This is a genomic window from Limnohabitans sp. (assembly GCF_034680285.1).
Classification (GTDB): Bacteria; Pseudomonadota; Gammaproteobacteria; order Burkholderiales; family Burkholderiaceae_C; genus Limnohabitans_A.
On record NZ_JAXITC010000007.1, the window covers coordinates 1 to 23619 of the forward strand.

Annotated in this window: 25 protein-coding genes; 9 read left to right on the forward strand and 16 right to left on the reverse strand. The window is 58.7% G+C overall.

Going from position 1 to position 23619, the window contains the following annotated elements:
* The first annotated feature begins 1 nt into the window (after position 1).
* The 3 genes from prfB to SWE17_RS07285 all read left to right on the forward strand — a co-directional run bounded on the left by prfB (position 2) and on the right by SWE17_RS07285 (position 4858).
* A protein-coding gene (prfB, locus tag SWE17_RS07275; RefSeq protein WP_322992444.1) for a peptide chain release factor 2 occupies positions 2 to 1091 on the forward strand; the annotation gives its coding sequence in 2 pieces (ribosomal slippage) (positions 2 to 67 and positions 69 to 1091; 1089 coding nt in all).
* A 33-nt stretch (positions 1092 to 1124) separates the two neighbouring features.
* A complete protein-coding gene (pepN, locus tag SWE17_RS07280; protein ID WP_322992445.1) occupies positions 1125 to 3836 on the forward strand; it encodes an aminopeptidase N in 2712 nt (903 codons plus the stop codon).
* Positions 3837 to 3850: 14 nt separating this feature from the next.
* Positions 3851 to 4858: a class 1 fructose-bisphosphatase gene (locus SWE17_RS07285; protein ID WP_322992446.1), complete on the forward strand. Its 1008-nt coding sequence runs from the start codon at positions 3851 to 3853 to the stop codon at positions 4856 to 4858.
* Positions 4859 to 4972: 114 nt separating this feature from the next.
* Here the strand turns inward: SWE17_RS07285 and SWE17_RS07290 are convergent, their stop codons facing one another.
* On the reverse strand, positions 4973 to 5875 hold the full coding sequence (locus SWE17_RS07290) for a hypothetical protein (protein WP_322992447.1): 903 nt from the start codon (positions 5873 to 5875) through the stop codon (positions 4973 to 4975).
* Between the two features lie 157 nt (positions 5876 to 6032).
* Between SWE17_RS07290 and SWE17_RS07295 the strand changes: the two genes are divergently transcribed.
* The gene (locus SWE17_RS07295) at positions 6033 to 6698 is read left to right on the forward strand and encodes a CoA pyrophosphatase (protein ID WP_416234991.1); all 666 of its coding nucleotides are present in this window, start codon (positions 6033 to 6035) and stop codon (positions 6696 to 6698) included.
* 7 nt (positions 6699 to 6705) lie between these two features.
* The gene (locus tag SWE17_RS07300) at positions 6706 to 7671 is read left to right on the forward strand and encodes a CobD/CbiB family protein (RefSeq protein WP_322992449.1); all 966 of its coding nucleotides are present in this window, start codon (positions 6706 to 6708) and stop codon (positions 7669 to 7671) included.
* A gap of 9 nt (positions 7672 to 7680) precedes the next feature.
* On the opposite strand, the gene rsgA is transcribed toward SWE17_RS07300, so the two are convergent.
* Genes rsgA through SWE17_RS07315 form a run of 3 tightly spaced genes read right to left on the reverse strand, consistent with a single transcriptional unit; the run spans position 7681 to position 10247 of the window.
* A complete protein-coding gene (gene rsgA, locus SWE17_RS07305; RefSeq protein WP_322992450.1) occupies positions 7681 to 8673 on the reverse strand; it encodes a ribosome small subunit-dependent GTPase A in 993 nt (330 codons plus the stop codon).
* A gap of 6 nt (positions 8674 to 8679) precedes the next feature.
* Positions 8680 to 8991: a 4a-hydroxytetrahydrobiopterin dehydratase gene (locus tag SWE17_RS07310; protein WP_322992451.1), complete on the reverse strand. Its 312-nt coding sequence runs from the start codon at positions 8989 to 8991 to the stop codon at positions 8680 to 8682.
* Positions 8988 to 10247, reverse strand: a complete 1260-nt coding sequence (locus SWE17_RS07315; RefSeq protein ID WP_322992452.1) for a M48 family metallopeptidase — start codon at positions 10245 to 10247, stop codon at positions 8988 to 8990. Before SWE17_RS07315 ends, SWE17_RS07310 begins: the two co-directional genes overlap by 4 nt.
* A gap of 95 nt (positions 10248 to 10342) precedes the next feature.
* Here SWE17_RS07315 and orn point away from each other — a divergent pair, with 95 nt between their 5' ends.
* The gene (gene orn / locus SWE17_RS07320) at positions 10343 to 10933 is read left to right on the forward strand and encodes an oligoribonuclease (RefSeq protein ID WP_322992453.1); all 591 of its coding nucleotides are present in this window, start codon (positions 10343 to 10345) and stop codon (positions 10931 to 10933) included.
* Positions 10934 to 11192: 259 nt separating this feature from the next.
* On the forward strand, positions 11193 to 13274 hold the full coding sequence (locus SWE17_RS07325) for a DEAD/DEAH box helicase (RefSeq protein ID WP_322992454.1): 2082 nt from the start codon (positions 11193 to 11195) through the stop codon (positions 13272 to 13274).
* 168 nt (positions 13275 to 13442) lie between these two features.
* Here the strand turns inward: SWE17_RS07325 and rplS are convergent, their stop codons facing one another.
* From rplS to rpsP, 4 genes are all read right to left on the reverse strand, one after another.
* Positions 13443 to 13826 (reverse strand): 50S ribosomal protein L19, encoded by a 384-nt coding sequence (gene rplS, locus SWE17_RS07330; protein ID WP_062405559.1) that lies wholly within the window; start codon positions 13824 to 13826, stop codon positions 13443 to 13445.
* A 140-nt stretch (positions 13827 to 13966) separates the two neighbouring features.
* A complete protein-coding gene (trmD, locus tag SWE17_RS07335) occupies positions 13967 to 14740 on the reverse strand; it encodes a tRNA (guanosine(37)-N1)-methyltransferase TrmD (protein WP_322992455.1) in 774 nt (257 codons plus the stop codon).
* Between the two features lie 28 nt (positions 14741 to 14768).
* Positions 14769 to 15380 carry a ribosome maturation factor RimM gene (gene rimM, locus SWE17_RS07340; protein ID WP_322992575.1) on the reverse strand — a complete coding sequence of 204 codons (612 nt, stop codon included), beginning with the start codon at positions 15378 to 15380 and terminating at the stop codon, positions 14769 to 14771.
* Between the two features lie 16 nt (positions 15381 to 15396).
* Positions 15397 to 15648, reverse strand: a complete 252-nt coding sequence (gene rpsP / locus SWE17_RS07345; RefSeq protein ID WP_019430383.1) for a 30S ribosomal protein S16 — start codon at positions 15646 to 15648, stop codon at positions 15397 to 15399.
* A gap of 137 nt (positions 15649 to 15785) precedes the next feature.
* Between rpsP and SWE17_RS07350 the strand changes: the two genes are divergently transcribed.
* Together SWE17_RS07350 and SWE17_RS07355 are read left to right on the forward strand one after the other, a co-directional pair.
* Positions 15786 to 16307 carry a GNAT family N-acetyltransferase gene (locus SWE17_RS07350; RefSeq protein WP_322992456.1) on the forward strand — a complete coding sequence of 174 codons (522 nt, stop codon included), beginning with the start codon at positions 15786 to 15788 and terminating at the stop codon, positions 16305 to 16307.
* Between the two features lie 8 nt (positions 16308 to 16315).
* On the forward strand, positions 16316 to 16762 hold the full coding sequence (locus tag SWE17_RS07355) for a hypothetical protein (RefSeq protein ID WP_322992457.1): 447 nt from the start codon (positions 16316 to 16318) through the stop codon (positions 16760 to 16762).
* Between the two features lie 78 nt (positions 16763 to 16840).
* Here SWE17_RS07355 and SWE17_RS07360 read toward each other — a convergent pair whose 3' ends face one another.
* From SWE17_RS07360 to SWE17_RS07395, 8 genes are all read right to left on the reverse strand, one after another.
* Positions 16841 to 17854, reverse strand: coding sequence for an inorganic phosphate transporter (locus tag SWE17_RS07360; RefSeq protein WP_322992458.1), 1014 nt, complete (start codon positions 17852 to 17854; stop codon positions 16841 to 16843).
* 21 nt (positions 17855 to 17875) lie between these two features.
* Positions 17876 to 18523, reverse strand: coding sequence for a DUF47 domain-containing protein (locus tag SWE17_RS07365; RefSeq protein ID WP_100119936.1), 648 nt, complete (start codon positions 18521 to 18523; stop codon positions 17876 to 17878).
* Positions 18524 to 18619: 96 nt separating this feature from the next.
* Positions 18620 to 18982, reverse strand: coding sequence for a DMT family protein (locus SWE17_RS07370; protein ID WP_322992459.1), 363 nt, complete (start codon positions 18980 to 18982; stop codon positions 18620 to 18622).
* The gene (folK, locus tag SWE17_RS07375) at positions 18979 to 19458 is read right to left on the reverse strand and encodes a 2-amino-4-hydroxy-6-hydroxymethyldihydropteridine diphosphokinase (protein WP_322992460.1); all 480 of its coding nucleotides are present in this window, start codon (positions 19456 to 19458) and stop codon (positions 18979 to 18981) included. Before folK ends, SWE17_RS07370 begins: the two co-directional genes overlap by 4 nt.
* 28 nt (positions 19459 to 19486) lie before the next feature.
* The gene (gene pcnB, locus SWE17_RS07380; RefSeq protein WP_322992461.1) at positions 19487 to 21040 is read right to left on the reverse strand and encodes a polynucleotide adenylyltransferase PcnB; all 1554 of its coding nucleotides are present in this window, start codon (positions 21038 to 21040) and stop codon (positions 19487 to 19489) included.
* Positions 21037 to 21705 (reverse strand): HAD family hydrolase, encoded by a 669-nt coding sequence (locus tag SWE17_RS07385; protein WP_322992462.1) that lies wholly within the window; start codon positions 21703 to 21705, stop codon positions 21037 to 21039. The genes pcnB and SWE17_RS07385 overlap by 4 nt, the downstream gene beginning before the upstream one ends.
* A complete protein-coding gene (gene hda, locus SWE17_RS07390) occupies positions 21702 to 22388 on the reverse strand; it encodes a DnaA regulatory inactivator Hda (RefSeq protein WP_322992463.1) in 687 nt (228 codons plus the stop codon). Before hda ends, SWE17_RS07385 begins: the two co-directional genes overlap by 4 nt.
* Positions 22385 to 23533 (reverse strand): AI-2E family transporter, encoded by a 1149-nt coding sequence (locus SWE17_RS07395; RefSeq protein ID WP_416234988.1) that lies wholly within the window; start codon positions 23531 to 23533, stop codon positions 22385 to 22387. Before SWE17_RS07395 ends, hda begins: the two co-directional genes overlap by 4 nt.
* Positions 23534 to 23619 lie beyond the last annotated feature (86 nt).

Sequence of the window (23619 nt, forward strand, 5' to 3'; positions counted from 1 at the left end):
CATCAACCAAATCGGCGCATCCCTCACAGACCTGACCGCTCGTACCCACGAGTTACGGGGGTATCTTTGACTACGATGCCAAATCTGAACGGCTGAGAACCGTCAACGCATCGCTCGAAGATCCCTCGGTCTGGAACGACCCCAAAAAAGCCCAGGAACTGGGCAAAGAGAAAAAAGCCCTGGACGGCGTGGTGGTGACCATCACCAACCTGACCAGCGAGTTGGCCGACAACCTTGAACTCTTCGAGATGAGCAAGGAAGAAGGCGACGATGCCGGCTTGCAAACCATCGAAGCTGAAGCCGCCAAACTGGCCAAGCTGGTGGAAGACCTCGAATTCCGCCGCATGTTCCGCCACGAGGCCGACCCACTGAACTGCTTTGTCGACATTCAGGCCGGCGCAGGTGGCACCGAAGCTTGTGACTGGGCCAGCATGCTGCTGCGCCAGTACATCAAGTACGCCGAGCGCAAAGGCTTCAAGGCCACGGTGGAAGACGAAACCCCGGGCGACACCGCAGGCATCAAGGGCGCGACCATCAAGATCGAGGGCGAATACGCCTTTGGCCTGCTGCGCACCGAAACTGGCGTGCACCGTTTGGTGCGCAAGAGCCCGTTTGACTCGTCGGGCGGCCGCCACACCTCGTTCGCTTCGCTGTTTGTCTACCCCGAGATCGACGACTCGATCGAGATCAACATCAACCCGTCGGATGTGCGCACCGACACCTTCCGTGCCAGCGGCGCGGGCGGTCAGCACATCAACAAAACCGACTCGGCGGTGCGTCTGACGCACATCCCCACCGGCATCGTGGTCCAGTGCCAAGACGGCCGCAGCCAACACAGCAACCGCGATGTGGCATGGCAACGCCTGCGCTCGCGCCTGTATGACTTCGAGATGCGCAAGCGCTTGGAAGAGCAGCAAAAGCTCGAAGACACCAAGACCGATGTGGGTTGGGGTCACCAGATCCGCAGCTATGTGCTGGACAACAGCCGCATCAAGGATTTGCGCACCAACGTCGAAATCTCGGCCACCCAAAAGGTGCTCGATGGCGACCTCGATGCGTTCATCGAAGCCTCACTGAAACAAGGCCTCTGAGCTGCTCAGACCTCAACAAAAACGGAGTTAGTGATGCGTGAAGGACAACCCACCGCGATTCACCGGGAGGCTTATGCCGCCCCGGCGTTCTGGATCGACACGGTCGATCTGACCTTTGATCTGGACCCGACCAAAACCCGCGTGCTGAACAAGATGCGACTGCGCCGCAACCCCGATGTGGCGGCACAGCCGCTGCGTCTGGATGGCGAAGACCTCAATTTGGCCCGCGTTTTGGTCAACGGCGGTGGCACCTCATTCAAGATGGACGGCAACCAGCTGGTGCTGGAAAACCTGCCCGAAGGCACGGATGCCTTCGATCTGGAAATCTTCACCACCTGCAACCCCGAGAAGAATACTCAGCTGATGGGCCTGTACGTCAGCCAGGGCACCTTCTTCACGCAATGCGAGGCCGAGGGCTTCCGACGCATCACCTACTTCCTGGACCGCCCGGATGTGATGGCCAGCTACACCGTCACGTTGCGAGCCGACAAGGCCAAGTACCCTGTGCTGCTGAGCAACGGCAACCTGGTCGAGCAAGGCGCCTTGGACGACGGACGTCACTTTGCCAAGTGGGTCGATCCGCACAAAAAGCCCTGCTACCTTTTTGCCCTGGTAGCCGGTCAGCTGGTCGCTCGCGAGCAACGCATCGTCAGCCGCAGCGGCAAAGAGCACTTGCTGCAAGTGTTTGTGCGCCCCGGCGATCTGGACAAAACCGAACACGCGATGAACTCTCTGATGGCCAGCGTGGCCTGGGACGAAGCGCGCTTTGGCCTGCCGCTGGACCTGGAGCGCTTCATGATCGTCGCCACCAGCGACTTCAATATGGGCGCCATGGAAAACAAGGGCCTGAACATCTTCAACACGAAATTTGTCTTGGCTAACCCCAACACGGCCACCGACTTGGATTTCGGCAACATCGAATCGGTCGTCGGCCACGAATACTTCCACAACTGGACTGGCAACCGCATCACCTGCCGTGACTGGTTTCAACTCTCCCTCAAGGAAGGTCTCACGGTTTTCCGTGACCAAGAGTTCAGCCAGGACATGGCAGGTGTGGCCAGTGCCCGTGCCGTCAAACGCATCGAGGACGTTCGCGTGCTTCGCACCGTGCAGTTTGCCGAAGACGCAGGCCCGATGGCCCACCCGGTGCGGCCCGACAGCTATGTCGAGATCAACAACTTCTACACCGTCACCATCTACGAAAAAGGCTCTGAAGTCGTTCGCATGATGCAAACGCTGGTGGCAACGCCCAACGACCTGCAGGGTCGCGAAGGCTTTGCCAAAGGCATGAAGCTTTACTTTGAACGCCATGACGGTCAGGCGGTGACTTGCGACGACTTTGCGCAAGCAATCGCCGACGCCAACCCCGGCTCGGCCTTGGCGCACCACCTGCTCACCTTCAAGCACTGGTACAGCCAAGCCGGTACACCCCGACTGCAAGCGGCTGGCAGCTACAACGCCGCCGAGCGCAAGTACACCCTCACCCTCAGCCAAAGCTGTCCAGCCACCCCCGATCAAGACCGCAAAGCACCCTTCGTGGTACCGGTCTCTTTGGGGCTGCTCAGCCGCGATGGCGCAGCTCTGCCTTTGCAGCTCGACGGCAGCAGCGAAGCCGTGGCTCAGCACACCTTGGTGCTGACCGAAGCCAGCGCCAGTTACACCTTTGTTAACATCGACAGCGAACCTGTGCCTTCTCTGTTGCGCGGCTTCAGCGCCCCGGTGGTTCTCGAAGACGGCCTGAACGCCGACGACCTGCTGATCTTGCTGGCCCACGACAGCGACCCCTTCAACCAATGGGAAGCCGGTCAGCGTCTGATGCTGCAAAGCGCGTTGGATGCCATCCAGCAAAACAAGGACCTGACCGGGATTCCCGTGCTGTCCGACGCCCTGGTGGACGCCTTGCGCAATGTGTTGCGCCACCCCGAGTTGGATGCTGCTTTCAAGGACCTGGCGCTCACTCTGCCTTCGGAAAACTACATCGCCGACCAGCTGGATGTGGTGGACCCGCAGCGCGTGCATGCCCTGCGGGAAAACATGCGCCTGCAACTGGCTACGGCTTTGCAGACCGACTGGCAATGGGCATGGGACGCGCACAAGAACAACGGCGCTTACTCGCCCGACGCGAAGTCCAGCGGGCGCCGCGCCTTGGCTGGCTTAGCCATGGGCATGCTGTGTGTAGCGGCTGTGCACAGCGGTGACGCCGTGACACCCGGTCGGGTCTATCAACAATTCAAAGATGCGGGCAACATGACGGACCGCTTCAATGCGCTGTCGGCCTTGGTGGTCAGCGGCCATGCTTTGGCGCAAGACGCGTTGGCACTGTTCCACAAACAGTTTCAACAAGAAGCCTTGGTCATCGACAAATGGTTTGCTCTCCAAGCCAGTGCGCCCGACCGTGCAGGCGACGTGCTGCCGCGCGTGCGCCAGCTCATGCAACATGCCGACTTCAGCCTGCGCAACCCCAACCGCGCCCGCAGCCTGATCTTTAGCTATTGCAGCGCCAACCCAGCAGGTTTTCACCGTGCCGACGCGGCGGGCTACGTGTATTGGAGCGAGCAGGTGCTTGCGCTGGATGCCATCAACCCTCAAGTAGCGGCACGCCTGGCCCGCGCCATGGACCGCTGGAGCCGATTGGCCGAGCCCTACCGCAGTGCTGCCCGCGTGGCCATCGAGCGTGTGGCGGCCAAAGCCGACCTGTCCAACGATGTGCGCGAAGTGATCACCCGTGCCCTGAGTAGCACCTGAATCGAGGAATGAACATGAGCAGCAAAATTTCCCTCTCCCGCTACCTGGTCGAACAGCAACGCGACAAAGGCCATATCCCGGCCGATTTGCGCCTGTTGCTGGAAGTGGTAGCCCGGGCCTGCAAGAGCATCAGTCACGCCGTGAACAAAGGTGCTTTGGGTGGCGTGCTGGGCAGTGCAGACAGCGAGAACGTGCAGGGCGAAGTCCAGAAGAAACTCGACATCATCGCCAACGAAGTGCTGCTCGAAGCCAACGAATGGGGCGGGCATTTGGCGGCCATGGCCAGCGAAGAGATGGACAGCATCTATTTGGTGCCTAACCGCTACCCGCAAGGTGAATACCTGCTGATGTTTGACCCACTGGATGGGTCATCGAACATCGATGTGAACGTCAGCATTGGCACCATCTTCAGTGTGCTGAAAAAAGCGGACGACAGCCAGGGCGTGACCGAGCAAGACTTTTTGCAGCCCGGCAAAAACCAGGTGGCCGCAGGTTATTGCGTGTACGGACCCCAAACCACGTTGGTGCTCACTGTAGGCGATGGCGTGGCCATGTTCACACTCGACCGCGAACAAGGGTCCTTTGTACTGACGCAAGAGAACGTGCAGGTGCCTGTCGACACCAAAGAATTCGCGATCAACATGAGCAATATGCGCCACTGGGATGAACCCGTGCGCCGCTACATTGACGAATGCCTTCAAGGCAAGGAAGGTCCGCGCGGCAAAGACTTCAACATGCGCTGGATCGCCTCCATGGTGGCCGATGTGCACCGCATCCTGACCCGTGGCGGCGTGTTCATGTACCCCTGGGACAAGCGCGAGCCACACAAACCTGGAAAACTGCGCCTGTTGTACGAAGCCAACCCCATGAGCTGGCTGATCGAGCAAGCTGGGGGCGCTGCTACCAACGGCAAAACCCGCATACTCGACCTGCAACCAGGTCAATTGCACGAACGCGTGAGTGTCATCCTCGGCTCCAAAAACGAAGTCGATCGCGTGACCGCATACCATGCGAAAGATTAAGCGCAGGGATCTGCAGCTTGACTGAACCAGGTCACCCATCAAAAGGCCCCTGACACTCGCGTGTCAAGGGCCTTTTGACTTTCATGACCGCAAGGCTTGGGCTTGCGTGCTGAATCACTCTTCGCTGTCTGGCGGGAAGCCGTCGCCAGCAGGTACGGAAGCTGCAGCCACCGCAGGCTCAGAGACGACTGCACGAAGGGTTTCACGCAACATTTTCTTCTCAGGCAAACTCAAGGCACGCGCCAAGCGCTGACGCATGCGCAACAACAGCTGACGGTCCACCTCTTGCGGTATGCCCCGGCTCACTTGCAATGCGTCACGCAAGTCTTCGCGCAAATCCTCGGGCTCATCAGCCCACCAAGCGGTGATGACTTCGTGCATCGATTTGCGCAGTTCTTCCACATCTTCTACAGCCAAGCCCATGCCAGTGGGCAGCTTGCCCTGAAGCATGTCGGCCAGTGCCTGGGAGTTGACCATCACGCGACGGTCTCCCTGTGCCAACAAGCGGGCCCAACCCGGATCGGTGCGCACCATTTGTGGCATGTTGCGGGCGGACTCGTCGGCCAGCAAATGCACGCTCACGCCACTGAGTTGGGCTTCATCTATGGTGGCCAAGAAGCGCTCGTCATCGCTGGCGACCAGTACATGGTCACACGCGTGGTGTTCGGCAAGTTGTTTCAGGTCATGCCCAAGCGAGCGCAGCAATGAGGCGCCGCCGTCTGCATCGTGGGTTTGCACCAAACGAACAATCTGGTCGTCGATGATCAGCCCGTCCGAGCGGTCGCTGTACCAATAAATTCGGCGCAAATCCACATCCAAGCCGGCATGTGCCAGCGCTTGTGAGAGCAAGCTGAGCAATCCCTGGCGATTAACGGACTCGCCCGTGGTCCCCACGGCGCCTTGTTGGGCCATCCAAATCAAAAACCGCCCATCAATGAGCGCCATGCAGGTGCCGGAGCGGTGTTCGCCAAAACGGCGGTCGGAAGAGGTGTTATGCGAAAAATAGTCACGCTTCATGCTGTCAACCTAAATCAATAAAAAATAGCGCTGCTAAAAAATGCAGCAGCGGCCATTCTAAAGCGGGCATCCTCTGTGTCGGTTATAAATACCGACTGTGTCTTCTCCACCGTCTTTTGATCCCCGCAATGTTCCTGTTTGGCGCATCGACCACGATATGCCGGCAGTGCCGTCTGCTCACCTGTCGCCTGATGCTCTGCGAACGCGATTTGCAAAGCCCCCCATCTGGCAGCCTGAGGTCGAAAGGGAAACATCGTTCTCCAGCCGAGCGCCTGCGCAAGCAGCAGTCTTGGTTCCCATCGTGATGCGGGGTGCAGATTTTGCACAGTCCACCGTTTTGCTGACCCAGCGGGCCAACCACATGAGCACGCATTCTGGGCAAATTGCATTTCCTGGCGGCAAGGTGGACCCTGAAGACTCTAACCATCAAGCCACGGCGCTTCGCGAAGCACAAGAAGAGGTCGGGCTGGCCCCTCAGCATGTGCAAGTGATTGGGGAGTTACCGGTATATGTGACCGGCACCGCCTTTTGGGTGACACCCGTTATCGCGCTCGTATCGCCCGATTTTGAATTGACCCCCAATGCGGACGAAGTGCAGGATGTGTTTGAGGTGCCCCTGTCTTTTTTGATGAACCCGGCAAATCACCGTCGCCATCAATTTGACTGGCAGGGACAACAACGGCAATGGTTTTCCATGCCTTACCACGAGGCTCGCTTGAGTCCGAATGGGCAAAGCGAGGCGGTGGAGCGTTTCATTTGGGGAGCGACTGCCGCTATGCTTCGTAACTTCTACCGTTTTCTGGTGGTCAACCCAGTGCAATGAGGAAGCCATGAGTTTTTTTGCCATTCTGCTGGCCTTGGTGCTGGAGCAAGCCCGCCCTCTGAACCCCGTCAATGTGATTTACACCACCATGAACCGGTGGATCGCATGGGTTGCCCGCACATTTGACGCAGGTGTTCAGCACCAAGCCTGGATCACTTGGGGCATCACAGTGATCGGTCCCGCCCTTTTGACCATGCTGACCCACTGGAGCCTTGAGTGGGGATTGGGGTGGTTGTTTGCTGTGGTTTGGAATGTGGCGCTGCTGTATGTGACCTTGGGTTTTCGACAATTCAGCCACCATTTCACGGCCATTCGCGAAGCGCTCGAAAACGGTGATGAAACCAAGGCCCGTGAACTGCTGGCCGAATGGCAACAAGTGCAAGTCGGACAAATTCCTCGCAGCGAAATCGTGCGCCATGTCATTGAATACTCCATGATCGCTGCCCATCGGCATGTGTTTGGGGTCTTTTTTTGGTATGCGGCTTTGTCCATCGTGGGCTTGGGACCCGTGGGCGCCGTGGTGTATCGCCTCACTGAATTGGCGCAACGCCGCTGGCATGAGCCCGCAGCCGATGGCTCGCTGGCAAGCGAGGCGCTTCGTTCAGTGGCTTCGCGGGCCTGGCTGGCCCTGGACTGGCTGCCATCGCGGATGACCGCATTGGGTTTTGCCATTGTGGGCAGTTTTGAGGACGCCATGGATGGCTGGCGCAACCATGCTCAAAACTTTCCGGAAGACAACGATGGGGTCATCTTGGCTGCCACGGCAGGCGCGATCAACATCCGTTTAGGTGGCGCCCCGTTGCAAGCCCCCCTTCAAGACGAAGAAGCTGCGGCACCTTCGGGCGGCAGCAGCACGCCCGGCCGCATGCCAGAAGTGGCTCACTTTGCCCAAGTGGTTGGTTTGGTTTGGCGCACGGTCATCATGTGGCTGGTGCTGGTGGCTTTGCTGACCATGGCCAACCTGTTGGGTTGAAACCCTTTTTTACCAGCGCTGCTGACCCAGCTCTTCAAACAGTTGCGCGTAAATGCGGTGCCGCCGCACGCTGATGGTGCCGGGGTGCTGCTCGGTTTCAACTTGCGCCAGCACGGCGCAGCCAGGCTCATGCAAATGCGTGCAGTTGTAGAACTTGCAGCCGCCCAAGTGCTTGCGCAAATCTGGCATGCAATCGGCCAGGCGAGTGGGTTCAATGTGGTGCAGACCAAACTCCTGAAAACCGGGTGAATCAATCAAGGCAGTCCGTGCAACGCCCGTTTCAGTACCCTTTTGAGCCAGCCCATCGAGCGCGGGCACCCAATACCAGCGGGTGCTGGTGGTGGTGTGTTTGCCAGAGTTGAGCGCCAGCGATATCTCACCCGTTTCCACCTGTGCATCGGGCACCAAGCGATTGATCAGCGTGCTTTTGCCGCTGCCCGAAGGCCCTAGCACCAGCGTCGTCAGTCCTTGTAAGAGATCACACAGGGCCGCCACGCCGTCATCGGTCACCGGACTGCGAGGACTCAGGCTGATGGGCATGACGCTGTAGCCCATGGCGCGATATGGGGCCAGTCGCTCCCAGGCTTGGGCAAAGGGCTGGGCCAGATCGCTTTTATTGAGCGCAATGATGGGCGTGATGCGCTCGGCCTCGGCAGCCACCAAAGCCCGTGAGAGCTGGCTTTCCGAATACTCGGGGTCAGCCGCGATGAGGATCAGCACGCGGTCGAGATTGGCAGCAAAAGATTTGGTGCGGATTTCATCTTGCCGGTAAAACAGGTTGCGTCGGTTTTGCAATTTTTCGATGCTGCCCTCGTCGCCTGCGATTTGCCAGAGCACTTGGTCACCCACCACCACTTGGTTTTTTTTGCCTCGGGGGTGGCAAATCAGGCGTCGGCCTTCGGGAGTCTCGACCAGGCAGTGGCGGCCATAGGTGGCAACCACCAAGCCCGGCTCGAGATCCTGCGCTAGGGGCATGGCTGGGCGCGCTTTGGGTTTATTCATGCCGCATCATGCCTGTAACAAGGCGTCGGTCTGGGTCGCGGCCTCAAAGTCCAAGCGGCTGAGGCCACGCACATCGTGTGTGTTCCAGCGCACCACACAACGCTTGTAGGTCAGCACCAGTTCGGGGTGATGGTTGAGCTTTTCAGACAACCAGCCCACGCTGTTGACGAAGAGCAAAGCATGTGTGTGCTGCTCGAAGTCAAAGCTTTTTTCGATCGACACCTGTTCACCATCACCCGACAGTCCCCAGCCGGGAACCTGTGCCAAAGCCATGATCACCTCGGTGGGCTTGAGGGCCCTGACTTCTGGGGTGCTCATGCGGTTTTCATCCTCAGCAAACGCTCACTGGCCGGGGGGTGCGAATAATAAAACTTCACATACCAAGGGTCGGGCGTGAGGGTCGAGGCGTTGTCTTGGTACAGCTTGAGCAAGGCCGATGACAAGTCTGCGCCCGGGGTTTGCGACACGGCATAGGCATCGGCTTCAAACTCCTGCTGGCGCGAGCGCCATGAAGACAGGGGCGCAAAAAACAAAGTGAACACAGGCGTCACCAACATGAACAACACCAGCGCCAGTGCATCGTTGCTGCCGGACAAATTGGGCATCACGCCCAGGCCCGTGTAAAACCAGACTTGCTGGGCCAGCCAACCCAGCAGCGCCAGACCGGCCAGCGTCATGGCAAAGCTGGTTGCCATCATTTTGACGATGTGTTTGTGTTTGAAGTGACCCAGCTCATGGGCCAGCACCGCTTCCATTTCGGCCGGGCTCAGTTGCTTGAGCAAGGTGTCGAAAAACACCACCCGCTTGCTGGCCCCAAAGCCTGTGAAAAACGCATTGGAATGTGCCGATCGGCGACTGCCGTCCATGACAAAAAAACCTTTGGCGGTGAAGCCTGCGCGTTGCATCAGGCCCTGCACGCGGGCCTTGAGCGACTCGTCTTCCAGGGGCGTGAATTTGTTGAACAGCGGCATGATCACGTTGGGCGCAATGGCCATCAAAAAAAGCTGCCAGCCCACCAGCACGCCCCAAGCCCACAGCCACCACCATTGCCCGCCAGCTTGCATGAGCCACAGCACCACCCACAGCAGCGGCAGGCCCAGCACCAGACCCAGCGCCAAACCCTTGACCATATCGCCCAGCCACAAAGCGGCCGTGATTTTGTTGAAGCCAAAGCGCTGCTCCACGCCAAAGGTTTGCATGAGCGACAGGGGCAATCCGATCAGACCGCCGACGAGCATGAAACCCAGCACCAGCGCGATTTGCTGCCCCATGCCAGGGCCCATCCAGCCCAACAGCAATTGGTTGAGCGCATCCAGTCCACCCAGCAGCGTCCAGCCCATCAGCACCGCCGCATCGAGGGCGATGTCGATTTGTGACAAACGCGCTTTGGCCAGGGTGTAATCGGCCGCTTTTTGGTGGTCGGCCAAGGCCATGGTGTCGGCGTAAGCCTGTGGGACCGCATCGCGGTGGCGGGCCACATGCCGCACCTGGCGGGCGTTCAGCCAAAACTTGAGCGCCACATGGGCCAGCAAGGCCACCACCAGAGTCAGGGTCAAAGTCAGGGATGCATTCATGCCGACATTGTAGGAGCCGCACCCTGCGAGCCCTGGGGTGCGCCTCGATTCAAGCCCAGGGCCGAAGGGTTCATGGCATCGGCGACAATCACAACATGTCTGATGTGAACACCCCTACCCCCGACCCTGAAGCCACAGAGCTGCCCAAATCCGACCAGAACTTGGTCTGGATCGATTGCGAAATGACGGGCCTCGACCCCGAAAAAGAACGCTTGCTGGAGATCGCCGTGATCGTGACCGGCCCACACTTGACGCCGCGCATCGAAGGGCCCGTCCTGGTGATTCACCAAAGTGACGAACTGCTGAACCAAATGGACAACTGGAACAAGGGCACGCACGGCAAAAGTGGGCTGATCGACAAGGTCAAGGCCTCGACCACCAGCGAAGCCGATGCCGAAGAGCAGATACTGGCTTTCTTGAAAAAGTACGTGCCCAAAAGCGCATCCCCTCTGTGCGGCAACACGATCAGCCAGGACCGCCGCTTTCTGGTCAAGTTCATGCCCAAACTGGAATCGTTTTTTCATTACCGCAACTTGGACGTGAGCACGCTCAAGGAACTCTCGCGGCGATGGAAGCCCGATGTGTATGCCAGTTTCAAGAAACAGCAAAAGCACACCGCTTTCGCCGATGTGCACGAATCCATCGATGAACTGGCGCATTACCGCGAGCATTTCATCCGATTGTGATTTTTCAGGGAAAACCCTAGCGTTTTTTCTTTGGCCGTGCCATAATCGTGGGCTTGCTGCACTTCAGGTGTGGCAATTCATACATCTCCCTTCATGCCTTGACCCAACGATAGGGTCACTCACAGCGGCCAGGCTTCATGCCCAGCGCCACTCGCGAGCACCGTTTGATGGTTGATGTTTTTTCAACCTTGCGGTGCTAAGACCTTATGCAACAGTCTTCTGTTGGCGGTCGTTGTCCCGTGCGAGTTTTTTTACATACATGACCGACACTTTGAACACAGTGCAGGACGACTTGTCGCCTGCCGAAATCACATCCATCACCTCCGAGTCGACTGCTCAAGCAGCCCAGAAAAACTTGGCCACTGAGATCATGGTCGCCGCAGCGGCTGAAATCACCGCCGAAACGCCAGCAGAAATCGCGAGCGAAGAATCCGAAAAAGTCGAAGCCATCGCCGATGAGCCCAACGGGTTCGTTGAGCTGGGCTTGGCCCCTGAGCTGGTGCAAGCCGTGGCAGATCTGGGCTACACGCAGCCTACTGCGGTCCAATTGCGCGCCATCCCTCTGGCCTTGCCCACCGCGGGCGGCTCCAAAGACGGCAAGTCCAACGGTTACACCGACCTGATGGTCTCTAGCCAAACCGGCAGCGGCAAAACTGCTGCCTTCTTGTTGCCCGTGTTGCACACACTGATCCAGCAAATGGCTGAACAAGAAGCGGCTGAACGCGCCGAGTTCGATCAAGCCTGCGCCGACGCCGCTGCCAACGGCGAGCCAGCCCCCAAGCGCTCCAAGCGCAAAGACCCCACCAACCCCCGCAACTTCAAGGCCCCGACACCCGGTGCCCTGATCCTGTGCCCCACACGCGAGTTGGCCCAGCAAGTGGCTCAAGACGCCATCGAGTTGGTCAAGCACACCCGTGGCCTGCGCGTGGCCAACGTGGTCGGCGGCATCCCTTACCAGTTGCAAATTGCCAAGCTGCAAAACGCCAACTTGGTCGTGGCCACTCCTGGCCGTTTGCTTGACCTGCAGCGCTCCATGCAAATCAAGCTGGACAAGGTTCAGTTTTTGGTCGTGGACGAAGCCGACCGCATGCTCGACTTGGGCTTCTCGGACGACTTGGCCGACATCAACGACATGACCAGCCAGCGTCGCCAGACCATGATGTTCAGCGCCACCTTCGCGCCGCGCATTCAGCAACTGGCCATGCGCGTGATGCACGATGGCGGTTCTTCGGTCCAAAAAATCCAGATCGACAACCCACAAGAAAAGCACAACAACATCAAGCAGGTGCTGTTCTGGGCCGACAACGCTCAACACAAGCGGCAGATGCTTGACCACTGGTTGCGTGACGCCACGATCGACCAAGCTATCGTGTTCTCCAGCACCCAAATCGAGTGCGACGGCTTGGCTGCTGACCTGCAGCAAGACGGCTTCTCGGCTGTGGCACTGCACGGCGCTTTGAGCCAAGGCATGCGTAACCGCCGTTTGATGGCCCTGCGCAATGGCCAAGTACAAATTTTGGTCGCTACCGACGTCGCCGCTCGCGGCATCGACGTGCCCACCATCACCCACGTCTTCAACTTCGGTTTGCCGATGAAGGCCGAAGACTACACCCACCGCATTGGCCGCACAGGCCGCGCCGGCCGCGATGGCTTGGCCGTGACCTTTGCTGAAATGCGCGACCGCCGCAAGATCGGTGACATCGAGTCCTACACACGCCAGCCTTTCAAGGCCGAAGTGATTCCAGGCCTGGAGCCCAAAGCCCGCATGCCTGAAGCCCGCAAACCCATGGGCCGTGGTGGTGACCGCTTCGGTGGCGAGCGCAATTACGCCAACGCAGGCGGTGGTTTCCGTGGTGGTCGTCCCGCCCCTGGTGGACGCGACTTCGGTGGCAACCGAGACCGCGACAACGGTGGTGGTTTTGACAACCGCGCCCCACGTGGCAACTTCCGCGACGAGCAGCCCCGTTTTGAGCAGCGTAGCGAACCCCGCTTCGATGCCCGCAAAGAGGGTGGCCGTTTTGACGCACCTCGTGGTGAGCACCGCGGTGGTGACCGCTTTGAACAGCGCGGCGCACCAGCCCACCCATGGGACAAAGGCGACAGCCGCCCTGCCCCGCGTCAAGATGCACGCCAAGACGGTCCACGTCAAGGCGGCCGCTGGGAAGACCGTGGCGGAGACAACCGCAACGCAGCTCGTCCAGCCCCTCGTGGCGCTGCTGGCGACAAGTTCGCCCGTGGCCCCAAGCAGTTTGGCGCCAGCAACTTCAAGCCCCACGCCGCAGGCGAAGGCCCTGCAGGTAAGCGTGGCGGTACTCGCGTGCTGAAAATCACGCGCGGTTGATGAATTTCCTGGGTCAGTCCCAGGACTTCAACATCCCCAAAGGTCTTGCCCTCACCGGCAAGGCCTTTTTTTCATGGTTTGACGGATGGCCCACGCGTTGTGAATCGCCCATAAAAAAACCGCCCTGGGCGCAAACCCGGGCGGTTTTTTCGTATGGCCGAAAAGGCTTTACGCTTTGGCAGCAGGAGCTGCTTTGCGCTGTGGCAACTTTTCTTTGATACGTGCCGACTTGCCGCTGCGGTCACGCAGGTAGTACAGCTTGGCGCGGCGAACATCACCACGACGCTTGACTTCGATGCTGGCGATCACAGGGCTGTAGGTTTGGAAAGTACGTTCCACACCTTCGCCACTGGAGACCTTGCGCACAGTGAAGCCGCTGTTCAGGCCACGGTTACGCTTGGCGATCACAACACCTTCGTAGGCTTGGACGCGCTTACGCGCACCTTCCACCACGTTGACGCTGACGATCACGGTGTCGCCGGGGGCAAATTCAGGAATCACTTTACCCAAACGGGCAATTTCTTCCTGCTCAAGAGTTTGAATCAAATTCATTTTTTGAACTCCGTCCGATCATGCCTCGCTACACAAGGGGCGTTCTGTGTTGTAAGGGCCATGCATTCACATGACTGAACCAGATCGCGGCGGGTAGAGGATCGAAAAGCCTTTGATTATAGCTTTTTCGCAGACAGGGCCTAATGCTGTATCGGCAAGCTGTCCGTGGCCTGTTTCAAAAAGGCCTCGTCCTGGCGGTTGAGCCGACCGGCCTGGCGGGCTTGTTCGAGCAACTCAGGGCGGTGCAAAGCCGTCAAACGCAGACTTTGCTCACGCCGCCAACGCTCGATGTGCGCATGGTGGCCCGACATCAATTCGGGCGGTACCGCATGGCCTTGCCAAACTTCGGGGCGGGTGTAGTGCGGGCTGTCCAACAAACCATCGAGCGCCGGATTGAAGCTGTCGAGCTGGTGGCTGCCTTCGTCGTTCAAGACACCGGGCTGCAAACGGGCCACCGCGTCGAGCAAGGCCATGGCGGCGATTTCGCCGCCAGACAGCACAAAGTCGCCCAAGCTGATTTGCTGATCCACATACTGATCGATGAAGCGCTGATCTACGCCTTCATAGCGGCCACACAGCAGAACGGCGCCCGCACTGGCCGACCATTGGGCCACCGCGGTGTGGTTCAGGGCCTGGCCTATCGGCGAAAACAAGACCAAAGGTGCCGGTGTTTCTTCTTGCCGCTCGGTACGAATGGCCGTCAGGCATTTGAACAAGGGCTCGGCCAGCATGACCATGCCGGGGCCACCACCAAAAGACCGGTCGTCCACCCTGCGGTAATTGCCTTCGGCGTGGTCGCGCGGATTCCACAAACGCACATCGACCAAACCGCTTTCGTAGGCTCGGCGAGTGATGCCGCTGGTCAACAGCGGCGCAAACAACTCGGGAAACAGGGTGATGATGTCAAAGCGCATGGGGATGGCCCTCCACGGCCGGGGCGGCTCAGTAGTCTGGCTGCCAGTCGACCGTGATCCGCTTGGCGGGCAAGTCAACGCCGTCGACGAAGGCCGCCACAAACGGGATCATGCGCTCAACAGGTTTGCCGCCTTCAACTTCGGCTGCGGCTTCAATGACCAGCACGGTTTGTGGGCCGGTGGACATGAGGTCGCGCACCTGGCCCAAGTCCACACCTTCCCGGTTGACGACTTGCAAGTCGATCAGGTCGACCCAGTAATACTCGCCATCGGCAGCAGCCGGGAAGCTGGCGCGTGACACAAAAATTCTGCCGCCGCGCAGGGACTCAGACGCGTTGCGGTCGTCAATGCCTTGGGCACGCGCCACGACGGTATCGGAATGGTCTTTGACTTCGAGGATGTTGAGCAGCAAAGGCTCTCGCCAGGCCTGTTGTGCAGAAGCTGCAGCCTCTTGGCCGCGCTGGGGTTTCATGGGCCGATCGGGCGGCAACAAAAACCAGCTTTTGGCAGAAAAAAGCGCCTCGGGCGAGGCGCTGTGGGGCAAGACCTTGAACCAGCCTTTGATGCCCCAAGCATCGGCTATGCGTCCAATTTCGATGGCGTCAGCCGGCAGTGCGGCTTTTTCCAAAGGGGGACGCATGGCCAAGGCGAGCCGATCAGGCGGCGGCTTTGCCAGCTTGGCGGATCAGGCGTTCCACGGTAGGAGAAGCCTGGGCACCAACGCTCTTCCAGTAGGTCAGACGGTCTTGTGCAATGCGCAGACCTTCTTCGCCACCTTTGGCTGTGGGGTTGTAGAAACCGATGCGCTCGAGGAAGCGACCATCGCGACGCACGCGCTTGTCAGCGACGACGATGTTGAAGAAAGGACGTGCTTTAGAGCCGCCGCGGTTCAAACGAATAACAACCATGATTTATCCTTGGGTGGTTGGGTATCTTGGGAACAATTGCCCAGATGCCCGGTATCCTTCAGCGTTTGAGACACGCAACTGGCCACCCGGCCAGTGACACACTGAAAAGCCCACCATTATACAACGGGAGCTCTGCCTTGCCTCTGATTCGACCCAGCCGCGACGAAGATGTCGCCGCCATCACGGCCATTTACCACCACCACGTGCTCACAGGCACCGGCACTTTCGAGATCGAACCACCCACAGAGACTGACATGGCCAGTCGCCGGGCCGATGTGCTGTCCAAAGGACTGCCCTACCTGGTGGTGGAAGACGAGGGCCGTGTGATGGGTTTTGCCTATTGCAATTGGTTCAAACCACGACCCGCCTACCGATTTTCCGCCGAAGACTCCATTTACATGGCCCCCGATGTGCACCGCAAGGGCATGGGGCGAGCCCTGCTGACCGAATTGTGCGCCCAGGCAGAACGCGCAGGCGTGCGCAAATTCTTGGCGGTGATTGGTGATTCAGCCAACGCCGGCTCGATTGGTGTCCACACTTCAGTGGGGTTCAGCCATGTGGGCATCCTGAAGTCATGCGGATGGAAATTTGACCGCTGGCTGGATGTCGTGATGATGGAAAAGCCTTTAGGCGCTGGCGACAGCACCGCTCCGCAATAATCGGCAACATGAAAAATAAAACACTCGCGACCTGGTTGACTTTTTGGGGCGGCCCTTTGGGCTTGCACCGCTTTTATCTACACGGCTTCGCTGACATGCTGGGTTGGTTACTACCGATCCCCACGGCACTTGGCTTTTACGGCTTGGAACGTGTTCAGCAATTGGGGCAAGACGACCAGCTCAGCTGGATGCTGATCCCCTTGTTGGGCTTCACCATCGCAGGCTGCGCCCTGAATGCGATCGTGTATGGCCTGACGTCCATTGAAAAATGGAACGCCAAATTCAACCCGACCGCCGATGAACTGGCACCTGCTGGCAGAACCCAGTGGGGCACCATCATTGGCACCGCCACAGCCTTACTGCTGGGTACCACCGTCTTGATGGCCAGTTTGGTTTTCAGCTTCCAACGTTACTTTGAATACCAGATTGAAGAGGCTCGCCTGATCAGTCAATAAAAAAGCCACCCGATGTTTCCACGCGGATGGCTTGAATTGACCTGACAGCGCCCCAGGCCAACGCTGTCGGTTTGGACGTCAGTCAAAAATCTGAAAACTCACCCAATAGGCCAGCGCTGCGACAAAAGCGCTGGCAGGGATGGTCAATACCCATGCCCAGATGATGTTGCCAGCGACCCCCCAACGCACGGCGCTGGCACGCTGGGTCGAGCCCACGCCCACAATGGCACCTGTGATGGTGTGCGTGGTGGATACGGGTATGCCCAAAGTGGTGGCCAAAAACAAGGTCATGGCCCCACCCGTTTCGGCGCAAAAGCCCCCAACGGGTTTGAGTTTGGTGATTTTTTGCCCCATCGTTTTGACAATGCGCCAGCCGCCAAACATGGTGCCCAAGCCAATCGCCATGTAACAAGAGACGATGACCCAACCCGGAGGCGACGCATCAGCAGTGGTGGCATAACCCGTCGCAATCAACAGCAACCAGATGATGCCGATGGTTTTTTGTGCGTCGTTACCGCCATGGCCCAAGCTGTATGCGCCAGCAGATACAAGCTGCAAGCGACGGAACCATTTATCCACCTTGGAAGGCCTGGAACGTCGGAAAATATGGGCCACAGCCACCATCATCAAAGAGCCCAGCAGGAAGCCAAGCAAAGGTGAAACAAAAATGAAGGCCACCGTTTTCATGATGCCCGTGGACACCAAAGCACCGGCGCCCGCCTTGGCAATGACAGCGCCGACAATGCCGCCGATCAGGGCATGTGAAGAACTGCTGGGAATGCCGTAATACCAGGTGATGACATTCCAAGTGATGGCCCCCAACAAGGCACCAAACACCACATGGGTGTCCACAATGCCTGGCTGAACGATGCCCTTTCCCACCGTGGCAGCCACACTCAAATGGAAAATAAAGATAGCGATGAAGTTGAAAAAAGCGGCGAAGACCACCGCTTGAGCGGGCTTGAGCACCCCCGTGGAGACCACGGTCGCAATCGAGTTGGCCGCATCATGAAACCCATTCATGAAGTCAAAAATCAGCGCCAAGGCGACCAGCAAAATCACCACCCACAAGGCGGCTTGTACGGTTTCCATACGTCAGATTCCCGCGTTAGATCAGGAGTTCTCGAGGACGATGCCCTCGATCTGATTGGCCACGTCCTCACACTTGTCGGTGATGGTTTCCAGCAGTTCGTAAATGGCTTTGAGCTTGATGATCTCGCGAACATCGGGCTCGTCGCGGAACAGCTTGCTCATGGCGCTGCGCATCACGCGGTCAGCATCGGACTCCAGGCGGTCAATCTCTTCACAAGTCTTCAAGGCGGCTTCGGCTACAGAGGGCTCGCCAATTTTGGCCAGTAATTTCACCGCGTCCTGCACGCGCTCACAGCACTTAACCGACAAATCGGTCAAACGGGTAATTTCCTCCGTCATGTGCCGCACGTCATACAGCGCCATGGTTTCCGCTGAGTCCTGGATCAGATCGGCCACGTCGTCCATCAGGTTGATGAGAGCGTGGATTTGCTCACGGTCAATCGGGGTGATGAAGGTGGTGTGGATCAGGCGGTTCACTTCCTGGGTCACGCGGTCGGCGGCGTGCTCAGCGTTGTCCACATCGCGGTTGTATTTTTCACGCAGATGCACATCGTTGTAATTGGCCACCAAGTTGGAGAAGGCCCGTGCCGCTTCGACAATGCGGTCCGCGTGTTGGTTAAAGAGTTCGAAGAAGTTGCCTTCTTTGGGCAGCAATTTGCCAAACAGCATTGAAAAGCTCCTGATAACGGTACAAAGTCAAATGTGACAAAGGTGTGACAGCAATGAGTTTAACCGTACAAAAACCAGGAATTAAGGCCCGATGAATCAGGGGCTTCTGAAAATGAAATAGACCGCCCCGACCATGCACAAGGCGGCCCAAAGGTAATCCAGCTTGAAAGGCTCTTTGAGGTAAAAAATCGCAAAAGGCACAAAAACACTCAAAGTGATGACCTCTTGCATGATCTTGAGCTGAGCCACGCTGAATTGCGTGTAACCGATGCGATTGGCCGGCACCTGAAACATGTATTCGAACAAGGCAATGCCCCAACTCACCAAGGCCGCGGCATACCAAGGGGCTGTGGACATGTTGCGCAGATGGCCATACCAGGCAAAAGTCATGAACACGTTGCTGGCCAGCAACAGCAAAATGGTCTGCAGGGACACTGGCAAACTGATGAAAAAAGTCATGTGTTCGCCGCTCCATCGCGTTCTATAGGCTGACACACCACACGGGCAATGTCTTCAGACAACACACGCTGCGGCCACACATCGGCCAATGGGTAAAGCACAAAAGCCCTCTCACGCCACCGCGGGTGGGGCAGCGTCAGGCGGGTGCTGTGCATGCAGGCATCGCCGTAAAACAGCAGGTCCAGGTCTAGGCTGCGCGGCGCATTCACGTAGGGGCGCAAACGGCCCGCCCCGTGTTCGATGGCTTGCAAAGCGTCCAGCACATCGGGTGCGGTCAACCGCGTGTCGATGCGGGCTACCGCGTTGATGAAATCGGGCCCCTGAGCTTCGTGGGGCGCTGTGCGGTAAAGCGCGGAGCGGCCTGTGACTTCAATGCCGGGCCAACAGGCCAGTGCCTCAAAGGCCTGCAGCACCGCCACACGGGCATCGCCCAAATTGGCTCCTAAGGCCACATAGGCGGTGACTGGGTCTCTCAAGATCACCCCTCGCTTTCAGATCAGAGATTCAAGCGGCGATGCCGCCGTCGCCCGCCTGATCGCCTGAAGCTCCGGGCTTGCGGCGACGGCGGCGGCGTTTTTTGGCCGTACCATCCTCGCTGCCTTCTGCCTCCGCCGCAGGGCGGCTCTCGTCTTGCGCGTGCACGCCTTCGGGCCGGGGTGCTCGGCGCACGCGAGGCTTGGCCGCTTGTGAGGCCTGCTGCTCGGCCTTGGCCGCTTGCACCAGATCTTCGCGCTCTGCATCACTGGCCATGCTGAACTCTTGCCACCAGTCCGCCAAGCGAATATCCACCTCATCAATGTCAGCGCGCAAGCGCAAAAAGTCGAAGCCTGCCCGAAAGCGTGGCTGCTCAACCAAGCCAAACGGCGTGCTGCCCACACGCTTTTCAAAACGCGGCTGCATCATCCAGATTTCGCGCATGTCAGCGGCCAGCTTACCGCGACCAGACACATCCCCGATGCGGGCGTCAAACACCTCGTCGATCGCGTCCTGCAAAGCCGGGTGTGAAGGCTCTTTGCGGGCCAGGCGTTTGGCCCAGCCTTCGCGAACATCGGCCCACAGAACGCAAGCGAGCAAAAAGCTCGGCGCCACGGGCTTGCCCTCGCCCACGCGGCGGTCGGTATCGGCCAAGGCGACTTGCACAAAAGCGCTGTCGGCCCGCTCCACCACCACATCGAGCAAGGGGTAAATGCCAGTGGCCAGCCCCAGGTTTTTCAGCTGCGCAATCGAAGCCAGGGCGTGCCCGGTCTGAAGCAGCTTGAGCATCTCGTCAAACAAGCGGCTTTGCGGCACATCGGCCAGCAAAGTGGCCGACTGCGTCAGGGGTTTGGCGGTTTTGGCTTCCAGCTTGAAACCCAGCGGGCTGAGCTTGGCCGCAAAGCGCACGGCGCGGATGATGCGCACCGGGTCTTCGCGGTAACGCGCGACCGGGTCACCAATCATGCGTAAAACGCGCTTTTTCGAGTCCTGAATGCCGCCGTGGTAATCCACCACGATCTGCGACTCAGGGTCATAGTACATGGCGTTCACGGTGAAGTCGCGGCGCGTGGCGTCTTCGTCTTGCGGACCCCAGACGTTGTCGCGCAGCACACGGCCCGATGAATCTACGGCGTGTTGCATGCCTTCGAGTTGGCGCTTGCTGGTGCGCTCGTTGCCTTTGACCTGCTCCGCAGCCACGTTGTCCAGGTGTGCCCGGAAGGTGGAGACCTCGATCACCTCGTTGTCACGCCCCCGGCCGTACACCACGTGCACGATGCGAAAGCGCCGCCCGATGATGAAAGCACGGCGAAACAGGCCCTTGACCTGCTCGGGTGTGGCGTTGGTGGCCACATCAAAATCTTTGGGGCGCAGGCCCAACAGCAGGTCTCGCACCGCTCCGCCCACCACGTAAGCCTCGAATCCGGCCTGTTGCAGCGTGCGCGTGACGTGGATGGCACGTTCGTCCACCAGGTTCGGGTCGATGCCGTGCACAGACGCAGGCACCTCAGTGCGGCGGCCAAAGTTGGGTTTGCTGCTTTTGGGTGTTTTGCCCATCAGCTTGTCGATGAATTGTTTGATCATTCTTGAAAGAGGTCGAGGATGCGCCAGCCACGTTCAATGGCCAATTGACGCAATCGAGCGTCAGGGTTCGTTGCCACCGGATGGTGGGCTTTTTCCAAAAGCGGCAGGTCGTTCATGGAGTCCGAGTAGAACGTCATCTCCAGATCACCCCAGTCCAGGCCTTTTTGGCCCAACCAATGCGCAACCCGGGTGACTTTACCCTCCCGAAACGACGGGGTGCCCCGGATTTCGCCCGTGATCCAACCGCTTGAATCGCGCTCGAGGTCAACAGCGATCAACTCGCTGACACCAAAGGCCTGGGCAATCGGTCGGGTCACAAACTCATTGGTGGCCGTCACGATCATGACCGTATCGCCTGCATTCTGGTGCGATCGTACCAGTGCCAGCGCCTCGGGCGTGATGCGGGGACGGATCACTTCGTCCATGTATCGGGCATGCGCCTGGGCCGCCTCGGTCGCGCCGCGTTCGCGGGCTGCGCGGGTGGCAAAGCGCACATAGTCGTGAATGTCCAGTGTGCCCGCTTGGTAATGGGCGTAAAACTCGTCGTTGCGCTGGCTGAACACCGCCGGGTCGGTCCAACCCATTTCGGTGGTGAACACACCCCAGGTGTGGTCAGAGTCCAGCGGCAGCAAAGTGTGGTCCAGATCGAACAGGGCAAGTTTCATTCGTTCTCCAGCATCGCCCGCACCAAAGGAATGGTCAGGGCGCGTTGTGTTTGCAGTGCGTAGTGGTCCAGGTGGTCCAGCAGCTGCATCAGGCTGCCCAAATCACGCGAAAAGCGCTTGAGCATGTAAGACATGACTTCGTCGCTCAAAAACAGGCCCCGGGCATCGGCCTCTTGGCGCAGCACGGCGCGGCGCTCGGTCTCGCCCAGCACCTGCAGCGCGTCGATGTGGCCCCAGCCCAGGCGGCTGCGCAAATCATCGCGCAGCTTCAGGTCGGCCGGAGGCACAGCCCCGGCGGCCAAAACCCAGCGCGGCGAACCGCTGCGGGGCGTGAGCGCGTTGACAAACCAGTTGAAGGCGGTGTGCTGCTGCTCGGCGTTGTACAGGTGCACATCGTCCATCAGCACGGCGGCCCACTCGTCTTTGAACTCGGGCGGGTCCATGGTATGAGCATCCAACCAGCCGACTTGAGCACCTTGCTCATTGAGCGCATGGTGAACCGCGTGCAACAAATGGGTTTTGCCCGAACCGCTCTCACCCCACAAATAGCTGGGCACAGGAGACCGACTACTGGAGGATGTCCACAAACGCAGGTGGCTGAGCGCCGCCTCATTGGGACCTGCAAAGAAATTGCCGAGGGTGGGCGTCGATGCCAAGCCAATGTCCAAAGCCAGCTGCTTCATGCCTGATCAGGCCCTTGCTCAGCCATGCCTGAACCGCTTTTTTGATACAAATCGCTGTGCAGGTATTGGTGGCGCAGTCGACGCAAGGCCACCAGCAAAACCGCGCTGGCAGGCAGGGCAATCAAGACACCCACAAAGCCCAGAACTTGACCAAAGGCCATCAAGGCCAAAATGACGGCGAGCGGATGCAGGCCAATTCGCTCACCCACCAGTCTTGGCGTCAGCACAAAACTTTCAATCAATTGACCCAAACCGAACACCACGGCCACCATGACCAGTGCCTGTGCCGAAGCGAACTGCAACAAGCCTGCCAGCAGCGCCAGCACCAAACCCAAGCCAAAACCCAAGTAGGGCACAAACACCGCAAGACCTGTGAACACGCCTATGGGCAGTGCCAAATCGAGGCCAAACAGCTTGAGTCCGATCGAATAAAAAATCGCCAACGCCAGCATCACCAACATCTGTCCACGCAAATACTCGCCCAAAACCCGATCACAGTCATGCATGAAGCCATCAAAGCGCCCGCGCCAAGATGGCGGGACCAATTCGAGCACGCTGTTGACCATGCGCGTCCAGTCGTAAAGCATGTAAAAAAGTGCGACCGGCACCAATACCGCATAGCCAGCAACGGCCAAGGCCACACTGCCACCCAATTTCAGGGACGACATGAGTGGCGCCCACCAGTCTTCGCGGTTGGCACTCAGATAAGTCACCAATTGGGTTTTGAGGTCACGCAAATCCAAAGACACATTCAGCCCCATCTGGGTCAGCAAAGGATTGATGGCGTCACCCAATCGGTCCAACAACAAAGGCAATTGCTGCTGAAGCAAAGGCCATTCGCGCACCAAAATGGGAATCAAAAGCAACAAAATGCCCAGCAAGGCCATCAGGGCCAATGCTTCAATGAGCACCACCGCGATGGCCCGAGACAGTCGGCCTTGGGTCCAGCCTTCCAGCCTGAGCACCAATGGGTGAAGTACATAGGCCAATACAGCAGCAATGACAAAAGGCGCCAGCACAGGGGCCAGCAGCCAAAAAATCAGCGCAGCGACCAAGCCCACGCCCAGCCATGCGGCCATGCGGGTCATCAAAAATGGCAAAGGTGCTTGCAAGTGGGGCTCGTCTTTGGCGTAGTTGTATTTCAAGCGGTCAGGGTCAACCCTTAAAATAGACCCTGATTTTAGTCTGCCAGCCCGTTTATTGGCCTTTCATTCTCTATTTACATGCCCTA